The sequence below is a fragment of the Pseudomonas sp. P5_109 genome (genome assembly GCF_034009455.1).
Taxonomy (GTDB): Bacteria; Pseudomonadota; Gammaproteobacteria; order Pseudomonadales; family Pseudomonadaceae; genus Aquipseudomonas.
In genome coordinates this window covers 401,049-421,322 of the sequence record NZ_CP125380.1, presented here as the reverse complement: position 1 = coordinate 421,322, position 20,274 = coordinate 401,049, and the positions used below count along the sequence as shown (strand labels likewise).

Here is a 20,274-nt window from a genome sequence, read left to right as displayed (position 1 = left end):
CAAATGACTCCTGCTTTATGGATGCTTTCCCCAGGCATCTTGACCTCTGCTGCGTCAAAACGTCCCGATGGTTGCCCATCTTACCTTCAGCCTTGCCAAGACAAAGCATGCCTTGGGGATTAGAATGTCGCGCATTCTCTTTTGGTGACAGCGATATGACTGATCAGCGCAAAGGCAGCGATGCCGAACCCACCACTCACTTCGGCTTCAAAAACGTTCCGGAAAGCCAGAAAGCGGAAAAAGTCGCTGAGGTATTCCACTCGGTAGCCGCCAAGTACGACCTGATGAACGACCTTCTGTCGGGCGGCATGCACCGTCTGTGGAAGCGTTTCGCGATCGAACTGTCGGGCGTTCGTACCGGCAATCGCGTGCTCGATATCGCTGGCGGTACCGGCGACCTGACCCGCAAGTTCTCGCACCTGGTAGGCCCGACCGGCCAGGTCGTATTGGCCGACATCAACGAATCCATGCTCAAGGTCGGTCGTGACCGCCTGCTGGACCTCGGTGTGGCCGGCAACGTCGAATTCGTCCAGGCCGATGCGGAAAAACTGCCGTTCCCGGACAACCATTTCGACTGCGTGACCATCGCCTTCGGCCTGCGCAACGTGACCCACAAGGAAGATGCCCTGCGCTCGATGCTGCGCGTGCTCAAGCCGGGCGGCCGTTTGCTGGTGCTGGAATTCTCCAAGCCGACCAACGCGCTGATGTCCAAGGCCTACGACGCCTACTCGTTCGCCTTCATGCCGCTGATGGGCAAGCTGATCACCAACGACTCGGAAAGCTACCGCTACCTGGCCGAATCGATCCGCATGCACCCGAATCAGGAAACCCTGAAGTCGATGATGGTCGAGGCCGGTTTCGACCGCGTGACCTATCACAACATGACCGCAGGCATCGTTGCCCTGCACCGCGGCATCAAGCCCTGATGCTGCTCGCCGGCCTGCTCGCCAGCGTTGAACTCGGTCTGAACCGGGTGCTGCGTCTCGACAGCACGGCGCTGCCGCGGCTGGCGCATTTGACCGGCAAGGTGATTGCCGTCGATTGCCGCAGCCCGGCGCTGCACCTGTTCATCCTGCCCAGCGACGAAGGCCTGATGCTCGCCTCCCAGTGGGAAACCGGCGCCGACTGCACCTTGCGTGCACCGGCCTCGAGCCTGCTGAATCTGGCCATGAGCAAGGACAAGACCGCGATCCTGCACAGACCTGAAGTGGAACTCGACGGCGACAGCGGCGTACTGCTGGAACTGGCGGCGATCCTGCAGGACCTGGAGCTGGACTGGGAGTACGAACTCTCGCGCTGGCTGGGTCCGGTCGCCACGCAACTGGTTGGTGGTCACCTGCGCAGCCGCGCCCGCTGGTATCAGCAAGGTTTCGCCAGCCTGGGCCAGAACCTGGGCGAATACCTGGCCGAAGAATCGCGCACCCTTGTCGGTCAGCGCGAAGCCGAAGCCCGATTCAGTGAACTGGACCAGATCAAGCTTGATCTGGAACGTCTCGAGGCGCGTTTCGAGCGCCTTTCCCGATCCCTCGACCCAAGCGATAACGCATGAAGCTGCTTGCCGTCCGCCGTTTGTTGCGCATCCAGCGCGTCGTGATCCGCTACCGCCTCGATGACCTGCTGTTCGCCCTGCCGTTGCCCTGGTTCTTGCGGGCGCTGCGCTATGCCCTGCCGTGGCGCTGGTTCCCGCGCAAGACCCTGGACCTGAGCCGTGGCGCGCGCTTGCGCCTGGCACTGCAGGACCTGGGGCCGATCTTCATCAAGTTCGGGCAGATCCTGTCCACACGTCGCGACCTGTTGCCGGAAGACATCGCCGATGAGCTGATGAAGCTGCAGGACCGCGTGCCGCCGTTTGATTCGCAAGTATCGGTCAAGCTGATCGAAGAACAGCTGGGCAAGAAAATCAGCGACGTGTTCAGCCGTTTCGACGTTGAACCGCTAGCCTCGGCCTCGGTGGCGCAGGTGCATGCCGCGCAACTGAAAACCGGCGAAGAAGTGGTGGTCAAGGTGATCCGCCCGGGCCTCAAGCCGGTGATTGCCCAAGACCTGGCGTGGCTGTTCATCCTCGCCCGCGCCGCCGAAAAACTCTCGGCCGATGCGCGTTTGCTGCACCCGGTGGACGTGGTCAGCGATTACGAAAAAACCATCTACGACGAACTCGACCTGCTGCGCGAGGCGGCCAACGCCAGCCAGTTGAAGCGCAACTTCGAAGGTTCGCCGCTGCTGTACGTGCCGCAAGTCTATTGGGACTGGTGCCGGCCGAAAGTCCTGGTGATGGAGCGCATCTACGGCATCCAGGTCACCGACCTGGCGACCCTGGCCGACCAGCGCACCGACATGAAAATGCTCGCCGAGCGTGGCGTGGAGATTTTCTTCACCCAAGTGTTCCGCGACAGCTTCTTTCACGCCGACATGCACCCCGGCAACATTTTCGTCAGCACTGTAAGTCCGTGGAGCCCGCAGTACATCGCCATCGACTGCGGCATCGTCGGCAGCCTGACCCCGGAAGACCAGGATTACCTGGCACGCAACCTGTTCGCCTTCTTCAAGCGCGATTACCGTCGCGTGGCGCAGTTGCACATCGATTCAGGCTGGGTGCCGGCGGAAACCAAACTCAACGAATTCGAAGCGGCGATCCGTACGGTGTGCGAGCCGATCTTCGAAAAACCGTTAAAAGATATTTCCTTTGGCCAGGTGCTGATGCGCCTGTTCCAGACCGCTCGCCGCTTCAACATGGAAGTGCAGCCGCAGTTGGTCCTGCTGCAAAAGACCCTGCTGAACATCGAGGGCCTGGGCCGCCAGCTGTACCCTGACCTCGACCTGTGGAACACCGCGCAGCCGTTCCTTGAGCGCTGGATGCGTGAGCGCGTCAGCCCCAAAGCCCTGCTCGGCAACGTGCACAGCCAGTTCGAGCAGCTCCCGCACCTGGCCAACATGGCCCGCGACCTGCTCGAACGCATGTCCCAACCCCATGCCTACGACCCGCCGCCACCCTGGCATCGGCGCCGTGACGACTGGTTCCTGCGCCTGCTCGGCACGGCTCACCTGGCCGGGGGCGCCATCCTTGCCGCTGGCGGCCCGCTGAACCAGTTGGCTTACTGGCCGGCCGGCATCATGATGGCGGTGGGTTTGTATCTGGTCGTTCGCCGATAGCCAGTCGCGCAACACGCTGGCACACTGTTTGGACGCTGCATTGAACGTAGGCCCCCGATTATTGAAGTGCGGGCCCGTATCGGAGTCGTAGATGAAGAATTGGCTGGACGAGATCAAGTGGGACGCCGACGGCCTGGTGCCAGCGATTGCCCAGGATCACAAGACCGGGCGCGTCCTGATGATGGCCTGGATGAACCGCGAAGCACTGGAACTGACGGCTGCCGAGAACCGCGCCATTTACTGGTCGCGTTCCCGTGGCAAGCTGTGGCGCAAGGGCGAAGAGTCCGGCCACGTGCAAACCCTGCACGAGATGCGCCTGGACTGTGACGCCGACGTCATCATCCTGATGGTCGAGCAAATCGGCGACATCGCCTGCCATACCGGCCGCCAGAGCTGCTTCTACCGCGTCTATGAGAACGGCGACTGGACAACGGTCGACCCGGTCCTGAAAGATCCGCACGCCATCTATTCCGCAGGACACAAACATGAGTGACACTCTGACCCGTCTGGCCGAGGTACTGGAAGCGCGCAAAGGCGCCGCCGCCGACAGCTCGTATGTCGCCAGCCTGTACCACAAGGGCTTGAACAAGATTCTGGAAAAAGTCGGCGAAGAGTCGGTCGAGACCATCATTGCCGCCAAGGACGCCGCCGTCAGCGGCGACTGCAGCGATGTGATCTACGAAACCGCCGATTTGTGGTTCCACAGCATGGTCATGCTCGCCCAACTGGGGCAGCATCCACAGGCTGTACTCGATGAACTGGACCGTCGTTTCGGTCTCTCCGGACACGCCGAGAAAGCCTCGCGCCCGTCCGCCTGAATAACTATTAGAGAGGAGCAGCAGCATGGGCATTTTTGACTGGAAACACTGGATCGTCATCCTGGTTGTCGTGGTACTGGTATTCGGCACCAAGAAGCTGAAAAACCTCGGCACTGACGTCGGCGAATCGATCAAGGGCTTCAAGAAAGCCATGAACGACGACGAAAAACCGGCCGACCCGAATGCGACCCCGGCCCAACCGGTTCCGCCGGTACAGCCCCAGGCCTCTGTGAACCAGCCGCACACCATCGACGTGCAGGCACAGAAAGTCGAAGAGCCGATCCGCAAAGACGTGTGAGCACTGACTAATGTTTGGTATCAGCTTCTCTGAACTGCTGCTCGTCGGCCTCGTCGCCCTGCTGGTGCTGGGCCCCGAGCGTTTGCCGGGTGCTGCGCGCACCGCCGGCCTGTGGGTCGGGCGCCTGAAGCGCAGCTTCAACGCGATCAAACAGGAAGTTGAACGTGAAATCGGTGCCGACGAGATTCGTCGGCAACTGCACAACGAACACATCCTGTCGCTTGAGCAGGAGGCGCGGAAAATCTTCACGCCGACCCAGCAGGAGCCGACGCCAGTGGAGCATGTGGGTGCGCAGACGATTCAAGCGCCTGCCGCTGCCGTCGAGCCAACACCTGCTCCCGTTGTCGCGCCTGTCGAACCTGCGCCTGTTGTTGCAGCCACTCCGGTTGAACCTGTTACACCTGCGGCTGCGCCCGTTGCGCCGGCCCCTCATGACCCAACACTGCCGCCGCGAGCCCCATGAGCGATCTTCCTGAAAACGACCAGCACATGCCGCTGGTTTCGCACCTCACCGAGTTGCGTACCCGCCTGCTGCGCTGCGTAGCGGCGATCTTCATCATCTTTGCCGGGCTGTTCGCCTTCACCCAGCAGATCTACACCTTCGTCTCGACGCCGCTGCGCGCGTACCTGCCCGCTGGCGCGACGATGATTGCCACCGACGTGTCGTCGCCGTTCCTGACGCCACTGAAGCTGACCATGATGGTCTCGCTGTTCCTGGCCATCCCGGTGATCCTGCACCAGATCTGGGGTTTCATCGCCCCGGGCCTGTACAAGCATGAAAAGCGCATCGCCGTGCCCTTGCTGGTCTCCAGCATCTTTCTGTTCTACGCCGGCATGGCGTTCGCCTATTTCCTGGTGTTCCCGCTGATCTTCAAGTTCTTCGCCTCCGCCACCCCGGCCGGCGTGGAAATGATGACCGACATCACCAGCTACCTCGATTTCGTCATGACGCTGTTCTTTGCCTTTGGCGTGGCGTTCGAAATCCCGGTGGCCGTGGTGCTGCTGGTGTGGATCGGCGTGGTCGACGTCAAATACCTGAAGAAGATCCGCCCGTACGTGATCATCGGCTGCTTCGTGGTCGGCATGATCCTGACGCCGCCGGACATCTTCTCGCAGACCCTGCTGGCCGTGCCGATGTGGCTGCTGTTCGAGATCGGCATCCTGTTTGGCAGCCTGATCAGCAAGCGTGGCGAACATCCGGACGACCAACCGGCTGACGATCACAACGACCAGCCGCCAGCGACCCAAGCGTGAACCTGCTGCTCCTCGAAGAGGCCGATTTCATTGCGACCGACCGGGCGGTCCTGCGTGATCGCCGGTTGACCCACATGCAGGAAGTCCACCGCTGCGAAGTCGGCGACAGCATGCGCGTCGGGCGGATCGGCGGGCTGATGGGCTCGGCCGAAGTGCTGCGCCTGGACGCCGGCGAAGCGGAATTGCGCGTCACCCTCGACCAGCCACCACCGGCCAAGCTGCCATTGACCCTGGTGTTGGCCCTGCCACGGCCCAAGATGCTGCGCAGGGTGTTCCAGACCGTGGCGGCCATGGGAGTGCCACGGGTCGTGCTGGTCAACAGCTATCGCGTCGAGAAGAGCTTCTGGCAAACGCCGTTCCTGGAGCCCGAGGCGATTCGCGAGCAGTTGATCCTCGGCCTCGAACAGGCCCGGGACAGCGTGCTGCCGGAAGTCGTGATCGAGAAGCGCTTCAAGCCGTTCGTCGAAGACCGCCTGCCAGCGATTACCGACGGCACCCTCGGCCTGGTCGGGCATCCGGGCAATTATCCACCCTGCCCTCGCGCACTCAGCGAACCGGTGACCCTGGCCATCGGCCCCGAGGGCGGCTGGATTCCCTACGAGATCGACCTGCTGGGCAAGTCCGGCCTGCAACCGGTGCAACTGGGCGAGCGCATCCTGCGCGTCGAAACCGCCGTGACCGCGCTGCTGGCAAGACTTTTCTAATCCCAGACACAATCCCCTGTGGGAGCGGGCTTGCTCGCGAAGGCGGTGTATCAGTCGGCATTGAAGTGACTGACACTCCGCTTTCGCGAGCAAGCCCGCTCCCACAGGTCATCATCCGTCCTTACATCGGGCAGCGCCTACAGATTCAGGCGCCCCTGCCGATACCCCCCCCATAAAACCAAATTGTGGTCCGGGGAGTTTCAGCATGTACCAATGGCTAGCCGAGAATCTGGGAAACGTCAGCGTCAAACGCAAGCTGGGAATCGGCTTCGGTCTGGTGCTGTTATTGACCCTGTTGATCACCTTCACCGGCTGGAGCGGCCTGAGCAGCGTGACCAGCCGCGGCGATAAACTGGGGTTCATCGCCAGCCTCAACGACCTGACCAAGGACCTGCGCATTGCACGCCTGGATTACGAGATGCGTCGCGGTGAACAAGGTCCCGGCGCCGTCAACGATCTGCTGGGCAAACTCGAAAGCGGCCTGCAGACCGCCCGTGGCCTGATCGAGCAACCGGCTGATACGGCCATGGTCGATCAACAACTGGCCGCTGTCGCCGAATACCGTCGCGCCTTCAGTGACATGACCCAGGCCGGTGCCCAGCGTGAAGACGCCCGCGGCAAACTCGGCGCCACCGCCGACAACGCCGTGGCCCACGTCGCCGAAGTGGAAAGATCCATGCTGCAAGGCGAGAGCGTGGCGGCGTTCAACAGCGTGATCGACCTGAGCAAACTGATCCAGCAAGCACGCTTCCAGGTTCGCGGCTACACCTACAGCGGCAAGAGCGAAGCCGAACAACCAGCCCTCGATGCGATCGACAACGCCCTGAAGAACCTCGAGAGCCTGCCGGCCAAACTGCCCGAAGAACACATCGCCAATCTGCAACAGGCGTCTGATTCGCTGAAGGCCTACCGCGCCGCCGTCAGCCAGTTCCGCGACTCCCAGGTGGCCAGCGCCAAAGCCCTGGTACGCATGTCCGCGCAAGGCGACATCCTGTTGGACATGAGCCAGAAACTCACCGTCTCGCAAACCATCGTGCGCGACGCCGACGCCGCCCACGCCAAGAACATGCTGACCCTCGCCACCGTACTTGCTATCGCCTTCGGCCTGCTGGCAGCCTGGGCGATCACCCGGCAGATCATCATTCCGCTGAACCAGACCCTGGCCGTCGCTGAGCGAGTAGCCAGTGGCGACCTGACCCACAACCTGACGTCCAAGCGCCGCGACGAGCTCGGCCAGTTGCAGCGCGCCATGCAGAGCATGACCCAGGGCTTGCGCGAGCTGATCGGCGGCATCAGCGATGGCGTCACGCAGATCGCCAGCGCCGCTGAGGAATTGTCTGCAGTCACCGAGCAGACCAGCGCCGGGGTCAACAGCCAGAAGATCGAGACCGACCAGGTCGCGACGGCCATGAACGAAATGGCCGCCACCGTGCAGGAAGTTGCGCGCAACGCCGAAGAGGCCTCCGAAGCTGCCGTCGCCGCCGACCAACAGGCCCGCGAAGGCGACAAGGTGGTCGGCGAAGCCATCGCCCAGATCGAACGCCTGGCCAAGGAAGTCGGCCACTCCACTGAGGCCATGGGCGAACTCCAGCGCGAAAGTGACAAGATCGGCAGCGTGCTCGACGTCATCAAGTCCGTGGCCCAGCAAACCAACCTGCTGGCGCTTAACGCCGCGATTGAGGCGGCCCGTGCCGGTGAAGCCGGGCGTGGTTTTGCCGTGGTCGCCGACGAAGTCCGCAGCCTGGCCCAGCGCACGCAGAAGTCCACCGAAGAGATCGAAGAGCTGATCGTCGGCCTGCAAAATGGCACGCAGCAAGTGGCGACCATCATGGACAACAGCCGCACCCTGACCGACAGCAGCGTCGAACTGACCCGCCGCGCTGGCGGCTCACTGGAAAGCATCACCCGCACGGTGTCGGCGATCCAGGCGATGAACCAGCAGATTGCGGCGGCGGCTGAGCAGCAAAGCGCTGTGGCCGAGGAGATCAACCGTAGCGTGCTGAACGTGCGGGATGTGTCGGACCAGACCTCGGCAGCCAGTGAAGAAACCGCCGCCTCCAGCGTTGAGCTGGCGCGGTTGGGGACGCATTTGCAGATGCTGGTGGGCAAGTTCAGGGTTTGAGGTGACGCCTTCGCGGGCAAGCCCGCTCCCACAGGGAATGGCGTTGTACACACAACCTTGTGGGAGCGGGCTTGCCCGCGAAAGCGATCGACCAGACACTGCTATTGCAGAGTCTGGTGCAAGCTCAAGAACAAACCTCAAGCCATAAAAAAACCCGCTTTCGCGGTTTTTTTCATTACGCCATCTGAGGCTGTTCGCTCATTGGCTTGAGCGGCAGCAACGGTGCATGGGGATCGGCCTTGACCGACTTACGCCAGGCGCCCAGCCACTCTGGGTGACCTTCGTTCCAGACCTGCTCATGCAGACGGGCCAATGCCACCGGATCGCTCAACAGTTGCACACGTTCGTTGTTGGTCAGACCTTCAGGCCCAACCTTCATCGCGTGGCGAACCCGCTCGATCCGCAACCACTCGATCGGCTCAGCCTGATTGTGCCGGGAGGTCGCCAGCGAGCACGCCAGGGCGTTCTGCTGTGGGTCGACCACCGAACGGACGAAGCCGTCGTTCAGCGCATGCCAGCGGTTTTCGTGGGTGTACTGGTCGGTGGCCAGCAACGCCTGCGGCGGATTGTATTCCTCAGGGATCAGGAACAGGCTCTCGTCACGGGACTTGAGACCCAGACCAACGCGGCTGGAGATCACCGACACCGGGATCGACAGCATCAGCGAACCGACGATCGGCACCAGCCACCACAGGAAGCTCGGGTTCAGCCAGATCACCAGCATGGCCCAGAAGAAGCCCAGCAGGGTTTGCGGACCATGGCGCTTGATCGCTTCGCTCCACGGCGTGGAGTCGTCGTCACGCTGTGGCGAGTTCCAGGTCGCGGCCCAGCCGAGGAACGCGGCGAGGACGAAACGGGTGTGGAAAATCATCCGCACCGGCGCCAGCAGCATGGAGAACAGCATCTCCAGCAGCATCGACAGGGTCACCTTGAACTTGCCGCCGAACTCTTTCGCGCCCTTGGCCCAGATCAGGATGATGCTCAGCAGCTTCGGCAGGAACAGCAGCACGATGGTGGTCGAGAACAACGCAATCGCCTTGTCCGGGTGCCATTGTGGCCACAGCGGATAGAGCTGGCGCGGTTCGAGGAAGTACTGCGGCTCCATCAGCGTGTTGACCGCCAAAAGCGCTGTCGACAACACCAGGAAGAAGAACCACAACGGCGCCGACAGGTAGGACATCACGCCGGTCAGGAACACCGCGCGGTGCACCGGGTGCATGCCCTTGACCAGGAACAGGCGGAAGTTCATCAGGTTGCCGTGGCACCAGCGACGGTCACGCTTGAGTTCGTCCAGCAGGTTTGGCGGCAGCTCTTCATAGCTACCCGGCAAGTCGTAGGCAATCCACACGCCCCAGCCGGCACGGCGCATCAAGGCGGCTTCAACGAAGTCGTGGGACAGGATCGAGCCGGAGAACGCGCCTGTACCCGGCAACGGCGCCAGGGCGCAGTGGTCGATGAACGGCTTCATGCGGATGATCGCGTTGTGACCCCAGTAGTGCGACTCGCCCAGTTGCCAGAAGTGCAGGCCGGCGGTGAACAGCGGGCCATACACGCGAGTGGCGAACTGCTGCATGCGCGCATACAGGGTGTCCATGCCCGACGCACGCGGCGCGGTCTGGATGATCCCGGCGTCCGGCGTGGCTTCCATCAGGCGCACCAGACTGGTCAGGCACTCGCCGCTCATCACGGAGTCGGCGTCGAGTACGACCATGTACTTGTAGTCACCGCCCCAGCGACGGCAGAAGTCGTCGAGGTTGCCGCTTTTACGTTTTACGCGACGACGACGGCGGCGATAGAAGATCTTGCCGAAGCCGCCAGCTTCGCGGCAGACATCCAGCCAGGCCTGTTGCTCGGCGACACAGATATCGGCGTCGTTACTGTCACTGAGGACGAAGAAATCGAAACGGTCCAGGTCGCCCGTGGCCGCCACCGACTCGAAGGTCGCGCGTAGACCGGCGAATACCCGTGGCACGTCTTCGTTGCAGATCGGCATCACCAGGGCGGTGCGCGCATCCTTTGGAATCGGCTCGTTGCCAGCACTTTTACCGGAGATACGGTATTTATCGTGGCCGGTCAGCAATTCCAGGAACCCCATCAGCGCGGTCCAGAAACCGGCCGACACCCAGCAGAACAGAATCCCGAACAGGATCAGGATGCTGGTCTGCAACGCATACGGCAGCACTTGCGTGGCGGTTTGCAGCAGCGGTTGGTGCAGCACTTCGTTGAGGTCGACGAACGACCAGCCCTGGTACGGCATGATGCCTTTCATGTACCAGCCGGCGACGATGGTCTGGCCGAGCATCAGCAGCAACAGAATGTAGCGACGGATCGATCCGACGGTGCGCCAGCGCGCGGCCGGCAGGACACGTTCGTCCTTCGGCGGCTTCGGCGGGTTGGTTCGACCGGTCATCCGCCGCCAGCCACGCACCAGAATGTTGGTGCGCCACGGCTCCGGCACGACCTTGGTCCGCCGGATCGGCGGGGTCGCCTTGAGGCAGACCCGGCCGTTGGCGTCGAGCACCAGCATTTCCGCGTCCTGCAGTTCTTCGGCGGTGCTCAGGGTCAGGCGTTTGCCCACCGAAGCCTGGGCGGCTTCGGTCGGGGCATCGAACGTCGAGGACGACAGGCGTTCATGCAATTCGCTGAAAGACTGGCAGCCCGCGAGTTCCGCGCGCTGCTGGTCGGTCATCGGCAGATGCGCCAGATACTCGGAGAGAGTCTCTGGCCGTACTTGAGAGTTACTCATCGGCAGGCAACTGATAGCTCCAGGTCTCGGTCAGGACTTCTTCAGTCGGGGCCGATTCCGGTGTGGCTGGGGCCGCGTCGGCAGCGACAGGCTGCTTGGCGTCTTTATTGGCCTTGTCCTTGGCATCTGCAACAGGCTTGGCTTCAGCCTGCTTGGCCTCCGCTTGCTTGGCTTCCTTGTCCGCTTTCTCTTGTTGCTTGGCGGCAACCTTGTCGGCCTTGGCAACCGACGAGTTCGACGCTGGAATCGAAGTCTTGGCCAGGTCCGCCGGCACGATGTTCTGCACCAGTGCGGCACGCATCTCGGTGGACTTGCCCGGATCCTTGATCTTCATCCGCAGGGTCAGGCGCCAGCCCTTGGTTTCAGGGTTGTAGCGCACGCTGTTTTCCACAAGCTCAGCGTTGTCGCCGACGCTGACCTGGCTGCGAACATCCGCATCGGCCGGCAAAGCCGCCAGGGACGGGCCTTCGAAGTCCACCAGGTAGGCAACGCTGCCGTCCGGCTGACGAATCAGGTTGGACTGTTTGACGTCACCGGTCGAACGCAGGGTCTGCTTGACCCAGGCGCTGTCTGGCGCGTGAATCGAGTCCTCATCCATGGTCCAGTGCATACGATAAGCGACATCGAGCGGCTGGCCAGGTTCCGGCAATTTTTCCGGGTTCCAGAAAGCAACGATGTTGTCGTTGGTTTCGTCGGCGGTCGGAATCTCGACCAGGTCGACTGTGCCCTTGCCCCAGTCACCCTTCGGCTCGATCCAGGCGCTTGGGCGCTTGTCGTAGCGATCGTCGAGATCTTCGTAGTGGCTGAAGTCACGGCCACGTTGCAGCAGACCGAAGCCGCGCGGGTTTTCCACGCTGAAGTTGCTCACGGCCAGGTGTTTCGGGTTGTTCAGCGGACGCCAGATCCACTCGCCATTGCCGGCATGGATCGCCAGGCCGCTGGAGTCGTGCAGCTCGCGACGGTAGTTGAGTACTTTCGACGGCTGGTTGGCGCCGAACAGGTACATGCTGGTCAACGGGGCGATACCCAGTTTGCCGACCTTGTCACGCAGGTACATCTGCGCCTTGACGTCGACGATGGTATCGCTGCCCGGACGCAGGGTCAGGCGATAGGCGCCAGTGGCACGAGGAGAATCCAGCAGGGCAAAGATCACCAGGTGCTTGTCGCCTGGCTTGGGCTGCTGAATCCAGAACTCGCGAAAACGCGGGAATTCTTCGCCGGACGGCAATGCGGTATCCAGCGCCATGCCGCGAGCGGACAAGCCATAGACGTGACCCTTGCCGACGACGCGGAAGTAGCTCGCGCCGAGCATGGTCATGATTTCGTCTTGCTTGTCGGCCTTGTTGATCGGGTACAGCACACGGAAACCGGCATAACCCAGTTGTTCGGTGGCCTTTGGATCGAACTGCATGTCGCCGAAGTCGAAACGACTCGGATCATATTTGATCTCTTCGACGGTGTTCGCGGTAATTTCGTTGATTTTCACCGGCGTATCGAAATGCATGCCCTGGTGATAGAAGGACAGCTTGAACGGCGTCTTCTGATCAGCCCACTCGGCTTTTTCCGTCAGAAAACGAATTTTCTGATAGTCCGCGAATTTCATGTCGCGGAACTCGTTCGGCAGGTTACTGCGCGGCGCTTCGTATTTCTGCGCGGCCAGCTCTTTTGCCTTGGCCGATACATCATCCAGACTGAATGCCCAAAGCTGGCCGGCGCTGAGCAGGCAGAGCAGCGCAGAGCCCGCTAACAGGGCGCTGCGTAACCGTTTGGCAGACAATTTTGGTGCGTTACAGGGACTAACAATCACGAGCAACCCTCGCCGAAAACAGATCAAAAAACCAACGGCCAGTTAAAGGGTCTGCACGGTGTACGGCATGAAAAAACCGCCCTTGCAAACCACTCTTGCCAAGTTGGCGAGCATTGTTCCGACTCCGCTAGGGCGAAATGATTCCCCAATCGGATCCAGACAAGTCTCTACCTAAGTCAAAATGGACCAACGAACGCTGATCCCCGTAGCGCGCGATTATCTAGTAGGCCGCGTTACAACGCATCAGGGGTAACAAAGTATTTATCGCGATAAAGCCCTGTTTTCAGTCGAAATGAGCTTAAAAACTTGTTTCAAGCGCTTTCAGGACTGTAACAGGAAGGTTACCGGGCCATCATTGACCAGGTGCACCTGCATATCCGCGCCGAATCTACCTGATGCCACAGTGCCATGCACCTGTTTCGCTTTGCTTAATAGATAGTCGAACAGTTCCTCTCCCAGCGCCGGAGGGGCCGCAGTCGAGAAACTCGGACGCAGCCCGCTTTTGGTATCGGCGGCCAGGGTGAACTGAGAGACCAGCAGCAGCCCGCCGCCCACATCCGCCAAGGACAGATTCATCTTGCCCTCAGCGTCACTGAACACTCGATAGTTAAGCAGCTTATTGAGAAGTTTGTCAGCGCTGGCCCGCGTGTCGTCGGGCTCAACGGCCACCAGGACCAGCAATCCCTGATCAACGGCACCCACGACCTCGCCCGCAACCTCGACTCTTGCGCCACGCACCCGTTGCAGCAGACCCTTCATGCCTCGTCAGGCGCCAGGTCGAGCAGACGTCGAGCCATCTGATCGGCGGCGCGGACCAGTGCGTCAGTGATGCCCGGTTCGGAAGCGGCATGACCGGCATCGCGGATGACCTGCAGTTCGCTGTTCGGCCAGGCCTGGTGCAATTCCCAGGCGTTATCCAGCGGGCAGATCACGTCATAGCGGCCATGGATGATTACGCCAGGCAAATGGGCGATCTTGCCCATGTCGCGGATCAATTGGTTCGGCTCCAGGAAGGCGTTGTTGCTGAAGTAGTGGCATTCGATGCGGGCAATCGACAATGCACGTTGTGGCTCGGAGAAGCGATCGACCACCAGCGGGTTCGGACGCAGGGTCGCGGTGCGGCCCTCCCAGGTGGACCAGGCCTTGGCCGCATGCATCTGGGCAATCTGGTCGTTGCCGACCAGGCGTTTGTGGAACGCAGTCAGCAAGTCGCCGCGCTCATCCAGCGGGATCGGCGCAATGTAGTCCTGCCAGTAATCGGGGAACAGACGGCTCGCCCCGGCCTGATAGAACCATTCGATCTCCTGCGGGCGGCACAGAAAGATCCCGCGCAGGATCAGGCCGTGTACACGCTCAGGATGGGTTTGCGCATAGGCCAGCGCCAGGGTCGAACCCCAGGAACCGCCAAACAGCACCCATTTGTCGATGCCCAGGTGCTGGCGAATCCGCTCAAGGTCCGCGACCAGATCCCAGGTCGTGTTGTTTTCCAGGCTGGCGTGGGGCGTGGAGCGACCGCAACCGCGCTGATCGAAAGTGACAATGCGATACAGGTTGGGATCGAAGAAGCAACGACTCTGGGCATCACATCCGGCACCGGGGCCGCCGTGGATGAACACCACCGGCAATCCTTCCGGTGAACCGCTTTCGTCGACGTACAGGGTGTGGGTTGCATCGACGGCCAGATCGTGCCGGGCGTAGGGTTTGATCTGCGGGTACAAAGTCTGCATTGCGCGCTCCGTAAGGGGTCGAGGTCATCCCTGGGGGGACTTCTATTATTCTGCCGTGGGGCATCATAAACCCGAATTACGTCAATGAGCATGTCTTGCAGACTCAGAGTCTTTCAGCCGTTTTTTTCAGACTCGTTCTTGCCAAAATTTCGGTAGTTAAACACCGCTAGACAGCGTTTGATTAAAACGCCTCAAGGCTACTTCCTGCAAGCTACAACACCTTGCGCTGTTGCCTACGGCTACGCCAGAATCCGCCGGCTTGTGCGCCTTGGGGGCGGTCGGTAACTTGGTTGCTGTCACTGCCCATCAGTGATCGGGTTTAGTCGCTCGCTGGTAATTGAAGTTGCACAAGCATCCGTCAGACAGGTATTTCCTACCTGCATTTGATGGTGGCTGTGCGTAGGGCACCTTCGGGTGCGCCGGCTTCTTCAATTCCCCGGTCCGACTAACCTGCGTACAGCTGCCACCCCTTCGTTTAGTCGGCGAAGTGTTGTCAGCATCATTCAAGGAATTGAAGATCATGTTCAAGGTAACTCCAAATCCGCCGGACACCGATCCGGTCTCTCCCTACGAAAGCCCCGATTCAAACAAACTCAACGAAGCCGCCGAGCGCGCCCTCGACCATCACTTCCCGCCAGCCGACCCCAAACCACCAAAACGCAACGGCCAGCTCTTCATCGTCTGCCCGGGCATCCACCCTGAAACCCTGCTCGCCAATGCCTCGGAAGATTTGCTGTCCATCAGCGCCATCGCCGCCAACCTCGCCGACGATGTGGATGGCTCCCGCCGCTCCGTAGCCTTGGCGCTCAGCCGCATGGCTGACGGCGTGCATTTGTTGGTGGAGCGAACGCTGGATCATCTGGATGAGCCCGAGATGGCGGCGATTTTCGCCAAGCAACAAAATCGAGTCAGCTGATTCGTCAGGCATAAAAAAATGGGCACCCAACCTCGTTGGCGTGCCCATTTTTATTCCGCCCACCCGCTACGCGGGAAGTCGGTGCGTGTTACGGACAGCTCATGCGCGGCGTTTGTCCGTCGGATTCAAGCGCTGCACTTCGGCAAAGATCTCGGTAATCGGTCGGCGAGGTTGGCGTTGATGCAGGGCGCGGACCTGTGCGCTCAGGCGCAGCAGTTCTTCACTCGGTTTCGCCCATTGTTCCTTTGGCAACGGCTCAGACCATTGGCGCATCGTTTCGGGCAAGGCCTGCGGGGCCATTTTCTGGAGGCGGCGGACTTCCCATTCGGTCAGGTGATTGGGAATCGTCCACAGCGTCATCACGTGGTACAGGTACCAGAAGAAGCCGGACACTCGACCACGTTGGCCGTCGCGGATTTGCTGGTGCATACGGGCGCGGGCGTTGTGGAAGGTGTGCAGGCCTTCGTGGGGCGGGTCGTCAGGGCCTTGCAAGTCTTGCAGGTACTGAATGGATTTGAGGTCGTTGACTTCGTATTCCATGTAGCCGCGAATCGCTTCCCAATGGCTGATGGCCAGGGAGAGGCCGAAGCAGGGGAATTCGACGCTGGTGAGTGTCTCGCCGTGCTGGAAGCCGATGCCCATGCCGTATTGGCGGTGGATGCCGTATTGGGTGGCGCCTTGGGCTTCGATGACCCAGGCGGAGAGGGATTCCCAAGGGACGAAGACGGGTTCGGTGGCGTCTTCGGGCATGAAGCAGACTTCGCGGCGTTGGCGGTTGAAGCGGGTGGGGATGATGTGGAGGCGTTTTTTGTGGTTGTGGTGCCAGACGCCGAGGCCGATTGCCAGCATGGAAAATCCAGTAACTAAGGCATATCCATAGATGGCGAAGAATAAATCAATGACAAATTCCCATGTGTATGCGAAGTCATATCCGAACATAAGGCCCATGCAACCAATTGCTGGCGGTATTAGGAACGTGATCATGAAGGCAACACCGAATGGTCCCCCTAATGTCATCTGCCACATAAAGACTTGCGGTGACCCCAACCCGAAATCCATGTACACCTCATTTAGCTCCCCGATATGCGGACCGTGCGGCGGCAGCGCTGTCGGTAATGGCAACGGCGCGAGATAGGTGATTCTCCCACTGGGAAACGGTTCTATATCTCCGGCTTCTCGAGGTTGCTCTAGGTGCGGAGCATTCATGGGGATATCAATCTTGGTGGGCATGGTCGGCCAGCTCCAGCAGATGGGTTTCAACCAGCAGCATGGGCGGATGCTCGGTAACGGAGTTAGAAGGTAGTGCAGGGAAATGGCCTTCGGCCCGAGGGTTCAGGCGAATAATCCGAATGCGCGAATCCCACACCCCCTTGGCGTTCAAGGTCTGTATGCAGACCGCCAGCTCCAACGTTTCTGACACCGGGGTAAATTCAGCATCAAGGTCCAGCGGGTATTGCAGGCATAACACCAGCCGGTCGGGTCCTGTTTGCACGATGCGCAGGCTGTTCACCACTTCTTCGCTGATGACGTCCTTACGCTCTCGGGGTACACCACGATTGTGGAGGGGAACGGAAAGACGGTGGGCGCCGATCCCAAGACGATGAGCCGGCTGACCGCTAAGGGGCGGCTGAAAATCATTGAGCCTGAGCCCTGGCAGCACCAGATGGATGTCTTTGGGCTTGGCCTTTAACAGTAGGTCTTTCAGCCAGGTGTCATGCTTGTTCGGCCCCAGTTGGACATATGGAGTATGAAGCAAATAGGCCAGATAGCTTTGGTACTCATCCAGGGTATGGTCACCGCGTTCATCCGCATCCAGGCTCCAGGGCGTGGTTTTCAGCCATTTATCATGGGCACTGATGTTGTAGCGGTTGTACAGCCAGGTTCCGCCCAATTCCAAAATGGTGAACAGGGCGCCGGCTAGATTGAACCGGAAGAATACGGTGGATAGCCTTGTCCCCGCAGCAGCCCAAGCAGTCGTTCTTGCTGCAGCGTTTTTGGCAATCGCTACGGTATAGCCCGCGTGTAAGGTATGACCTAAGCCATAGGCATTGACGGTCGTCATGCCGGCCGCGCCCGATGTCGCGAGCGCTGCACTACTCTGCGCTGCAGCATTCCCGCTACGCGTCGCCTGTTGCCAATTCTGGTGGTGGTTGATGAGGCTGACCATTGAAGACGCAAAACCAAAACCGTAGGTGAAGATGCCCAGTCCAACATGCATCTTGCCCATCTGCACATGCACATTCTGCAAGGCTTGGTGTTGAAGACCCGCGACGAGTGCAGCGCTGCGTGCCTTCAACGCCGTATCAGCCAGACTTTGCGCCGCAGTGAATCCCGCCGCCCCAGTCGCAAAACTCGCACCAATCAGCGGCCCCAACTCACGCTGATCCCGCGATTGGCCAAACGTCTCCCCTATAACCGAAACCAAATTCACCCCCTGCACAAAAAACACCAACAACCCCATCCCTTCGCTCCGAATCAACTTCGCATTCGGCACGCCTTGAACCCCAAACCGAATGTCCTTCAACAAACTGCGCACCTCCAACTGCTGCGCCGGCGGAAACACCACTGTCACGCCTGCCCGAGCCGGCGTCGCGCCATACAGCCGAACCGACTGATCCGGCAGCTCCGCAATCGGACTCAACGCCCCCGCCAGTCGGCCTTCAAGTTGCGTCAACTGCCCGCGCACCCGCACGATCTCGCCCTGCAAATCCACCGCCCGCTGGGTCCTGTGTCCCGCCCGGTTTTTGTTGTGGGTGAGCTGGTTGCGTTCACGGGTCAGGGTTTTCAGGTAGTCGCGCTCCCTGAGCAATTCCTTGAGGTTGGTTTGCAGCGCCGCGTGTTCCGCCGGGCTGGCGACGGTGAAGGTCACGCCGGTGGTTTTCGCCGCATCGAGTAGCCGTGCGTGCAGCGCTTTGGGCAGGCGCCGGAACAGTTCGTCGAGGTCGGGCATTTTCCCTCCCGCCAGATCGAACCCTTCCAGCGCCCGGCTCAAGCCCAGGTTCAGCGCGGGGCTGAGACTGTGCTGAGCCGCATCCGCGACGGCGCGGGTGTGTTCGGGTAAATCATCGAGGGCCGGCAGGTGCGGCTGTTCGATTTTCTTTAACTCGCCCAACCAGTGCGGCAGGTTGTTGAACACGCCCATGCCGGCGTTGAACAACGTGGCGTATTGCGCGGCCCGTTCTGGCTGAAGACGCAGGGGCAAGGTGTAGAACAGCGGCCGGGTCAGTTCCGGGTGCTTCTCCAGATAACCGAGGAGAATTTCGCTGGCGTGGTCACTGCGACAGATGTCCTTGAGGCAGGCGTATTCGGCGGTGAAGGCCTGGTGGAGTTGCTGTTGCTCCTGCGCGTCGTAATACCAGGCCGAACGATGGAAGCGCCCGGCGCCCACCAGCATGGTGCGGTCAGCGGTGATGCGCTCGAGCAAGCGGTTCCAACGGCCAAGGTCGTCGCGATGCTGAAACAACGCAGCGTCCATGGCCGGTCGGTCGATGAAGTCGTTGACCCCGCGTTTGCCACTGAAGCTGGAGCCTTCGAGCACATCGACGATGCGTTTGTTTTGCTCTTGGCCGAGTTTTATCAAGGTATCGAGGTGACGCTCGACGAATTCGCCGGGCGCGACCTTGAAATGTTGGCGCGTGTAGTAACGGCGGTCGGCATCGTCACTGGCGCGGCTATGGGCGGTGAAGTCGGGTGTGGCGCCCTGGTACTTGGCGAATTTGAACGCTTCGGCGTGGGCTTCCTTGCGCAGCTGCACCAGCTCCGGGGGGGCTGGTACGTCGACAGCCTCGACCTTGCCGCCCTTGTTCAGGTAATCCAGCAAGGCTTTGCGGGTGTGTTCACGATCCGGTTCGGGCAACTGTTCCAGATCGACAAGTTGGCTCGGGGACGCGATGTGGCCGCGGACATTGGAAAAACAACTCATGCGCGACGTTTGTCGGTCGGATTTAAACGCTGTACCTCGGCAAAAATCTCGGTGATCGGGCGTCGCGGCTGGCGTTTGTGCAGGGCGCGGACCTGTGCGCTCAGGCGCAGCAGTTCTTCACTCGGTTTCGCCCATTGTTCCTTTGGCAACGGCTCAGACCATTGGCGCATCGTTTCGGGCAAGGCCTGCGGGGCCATTTTCTGGAGGCGGCGGACTTCCCATTCGGTCAGGTGATTGGGAATCGTCCACAGCGTCATCACGTGGTACAGGTACCAGAAGAAACCGGACACTCGACCACGTTGGCCGTCACGGATTTGTTGGTGCATGCGGGCGCGGGCGTTGTGGAAGGTGTGCAGGCCTTCGTGGGGCGGGTCGTTCGGGCCTTGCAGGTCTAGCGGGTCCTGGATGGATTTGAGGTCGTTGACTTCGAACTCCATGTAGCCACGGATGGCTTCCCAATGGCTGATGGCGATGGGCAGGCCGGTGCAGGGAAATTCGACGCTAGTGAGTGTCTCGCCGTGCTGGAAACCGATGCCCATGCCGTATTGGCGGTGGATGCCGTATTGGGTGGCGCCTTGGGCTTCGATAACCCAGGCGGATAAGGATTCCCAGGGGACGAAGACGGGGTCGGTGGCGTCTTCGGGTATGAAGCAGACTTCGCGGCGTTGGCGGTTGAAGCGGGTGGGGATGATGTGGAGGCGTTTTTTGTGGTTGTGGTGCCAGACGCCTAGGCCAATGAGTAGGGTCCAAAAGCCAGTTTGCATGGCTAACGGGTACGATGCATGGAAGATCCCTTGTATGGAGTCGGAG

At 60.8% G+C, this 20,274-nt stretch carries 18 protein-coding genes and 1 pseudogene; 12 read left to right on the top strand and 7 right to left on the bottom strand.

Features of this window, described 5'->3' with window-relative positions:
* Positions 1-155: 155 nt before the first annotated feature.
* From ubiE to QMK54_RS31125, 11 genes and pseudogenes are all read left to right on the top strand, one after another.
* Positions 156-926 carry a bifunctional demethylmenaquinone methyltransferase/2-methoxy-6-polyprenyl-1,4-benzoquinol methylase UbiE gene (gene ubiE / locus QMK54_RS01825; protein ID WP_007989286.1) on the top strand — a complete coding sequence of 257 codons (771 nt, stop codon included), beginning with the start codon at positions 156-158 and terminating at the stop codon, positions 924-926.
* Positions 926-1,549, top strand: a complete 624-nt coding sequence (locus tag QMK54_RS01820) for an SCP2 domain-containing protein (RefSeq protein ID WP_110662391.1) — start codon at positions 926-928, stop codon at positions 1,547-1,549. Before ubiE ends, QMK54_RS01820 begins: the two co-directional genes overlap by 1 nt.
* Complete coding sequence (gene ubiB / locus QMK54_RS01815) at positions 1,546-3,150, top strand: ubiquinone biosynthesis regulatory protein kinase UbiB (RefSeq protein ID WP_110662390.1); 1,605 nt, start codon at positions 1,546-1,548, stop codon at positions 3,148-3,150. Before QMK54_RS01820 ends, ubiB begins: the two co-directional genes overlap by 4 nt.
* A gap of 91 nt (positions 3,151-3,241) precedes the next feature.
* Positions 3,242-3,643 (top strand): phosphoribosyl-AMP cyclohydrolase, encoded by a 402-nt coding sequence (gene hisI / locus QMK54_RS01810; RefSeq protein ID WP_007989281.1) that lies wholly within the window; start codon positions 3,242-3,244, stop codon positions 3,641-3,643.
* Positions 3,636-3,968 carry a phosphoribosyl-ATP diphosphatase gene (locus QMK54_RS01805; RefSeq protein WP_085725457.1) on the top strand — a complete coding sequence of 111 codons (333 nt, stop codon included), beginning with the start codon at positions 3,636-3,638 and terminating at the stop codon, positions 3,966-3,968. The genes hisI and QMK54_RS01805 overlap by 8 nt, the downstream gene beginning before the upstream one ends.
* 25 nt (positions 3,969-3,993) lie before the next feature.
* Complete coding sequence (locus QMK54_RS01800) at positions 3,994-4,266, top strand: twin-arginine translocase TatA/TatE family subunit (RefSeq protein WP_007989280.1); 273 nt, start codon at positions 3,994-3,996, stop codon at positions 4,264-4,266.
* Between the two features lie 10 nt (positions 4,267-4,276).
* Positions 4,277-4,729, top strand: coding sequence for a Sec-independent protein translocase protein TatB (gene tatB, locus QMK54_RS01795; protein WP_110662507.1), 453 nt, complete (start codon positions 4,277-4,279; stop codon positions 4,727-4,729).
* The gene (tatC, locus tag QMK54_RS01790; RefSeq protein ID WP_007989278.1) at positions 4,726-5,520 is read left to right on the top strand and encodes a twin-arginine translocase subunit TatC; all 795 of its coding nucleotides are present in this window, start codon (positions 4,726-4,728) and stop codon (positions 5,518-5,520) included. The genes tatB and tatC overlap by 4 nt, the downstream gene beginning before the upstream one ends.
* Positions 5,517-6,224, top strand: coding sequence for a 16S rRNA (uracil(1498)-N(3))-methyltransferase (locus QMK54_RS01785; protein ID WP_103397257.1), 708 nt, complete (start codon positions 5,517-5,519; stop codon positions 6,222-6,224). Before tatC ends, QMK54_RS01785 begins: the two co-directional genes overlap by 4 nt.
* 205 nt (positions 6,225-6,429) lie before the next feature.
* Positions 6,430-7,491 (top strand): annotated as a pseudogene (locus QMK54_RS31130) (methyl-accepting chemotaxis protein); the annotation flags it as partial.
* Positions 7,474-8,346, top strand: a complete 873-nt coding sequence (locus QMK54_RS31125; RefSeq protein WP_413787363.1) for a methyl-accepting chemotaxis protein — start codon at positions 7,474-7,476, stop codon at positions 8,344-8,346. The pseudogene QMK54_RS31130 and the gene QMK54_RS31125, both read left to right, overlap by 18 nt.
* 175 nt (positions 8,347-8,521) lie before the next feature.
* Here QMK54_RS31125 and mdoH read toward each other — a convergent pair whose 3' ends face one another.
* The 4 genes from mdoH to pip all read right to left on the bottom strand — a co-directional run bounded on the left by mdoH (position 8,522) and on the right by pip (position 14,626).
* The gene (gene mdoH / locus QMK54_RS01775) at positions 8,522-11,092 is read right to left on the bottom strand and encodes a glucans biosynthesis glucosyltransferase MdoH (RefSeq protein WP_223590473.1); all 2,571 of its coding nucleotides are present in this window, start codon (positions 11,090-11,092) and stop codon (positions 8,522-8,524) included.
* Positions 11,085-12,899, bottom strand: coding sequence for a glucan biosynthesis protein G (locus tag QMK54_RS01770; protein WP_110659666.1), 1,815 nt, complete (start codon positions 12,897-12,899; stop codon positions 11,085-11,087). The genes mdoH and QMK54_RS01770 overlap by 8 nt, the downstream gene beginning before the upstream one ends.
* 321 nt (positions 12,900-13,220) lie before the next feature.
* Positions 13,221-13,658: a D-aminoacyl-tRNA deacylase gene (gene dtd / locus QMK54_RS01765; protein ID WP_223590479.1), complete on the bottom strand. Its 438-nt coding sequence runs from the start codon at positions 13,656-13,658 to the stop codon at positions 13,221-13,223.
* A complete protein-coding gene (gene pip, locus QMK54_RS01760) occupies positions 13,655-14,626 on the bottom strand; it encodes a prolyl aminopeptidase (RefSeq protein WP_103397252.1) in 972 nt (323 codons plus the stop codon). The genes dtd and pip overlap by 4 nt, the downstream gene beginning before the upstream one ends.
* Positions 14,627-15,146: 520 nt before the next feature.
* On the opposite strand from pip, the gene QMK54_RS01755 reads away from it, so the two are divergent.
* Positions 15,147-15,542 (top strand): DUF6124 family protein, encoded by a 396-nt coding sequence (locus tag QMK54_RS01755; RefSeq protein ID WP_320401950.1) that lies wholly within the window; start codon positions 15,147-15,149, stop codon positions 15,540-15,542.
* A 99-nt stretch (positions 15,543-15,641) separates the two neighbouring features.
* On the opposite strand, the gene QMK54_RS01750 is transcribed toward QMK54_RS01755, so the two are convergent.
* From QMK54_RS01750 to QMK54_RS01740, 3 genes are all read right to left on the bottom strand, one after another.
* Entirely contained in the window at positions 15,642-16,391 is a 750-nt protein-coding gene (locus QMK54_RS01750; RefSeq protein WP_320401949.1) for a hypothetical protein, read from the bottom strand.
* 364 nt (positions 16,392-16,755) lie between these two features.
* Positions 16,756-19,464, bottom strand: a complete 2,709-nt coding sequence (locus tag QMK54_RS01745) for a hypothetical protein (protein ID WP_320401948.1) — start codon at positions 19,462-19,464, stop codon at positions 16,756-16,758.
* Positions 19,461-20,228 (bottom strand): hypothetical protein, encoded by a 768-nt coding sequence (locus QMK54_RS01740; protein WP_320401947.1) that lies wholly within the window; start codon positions 20,226-20,228, stop codon positions 19,461-19,463. Before QMK54_RS01740 ends, QMK54_RS01745 begins: the two co-directional genes overlap by 4 nt.
* Positions 20,229-20,274: the final 46 nt, after the last annotated feature.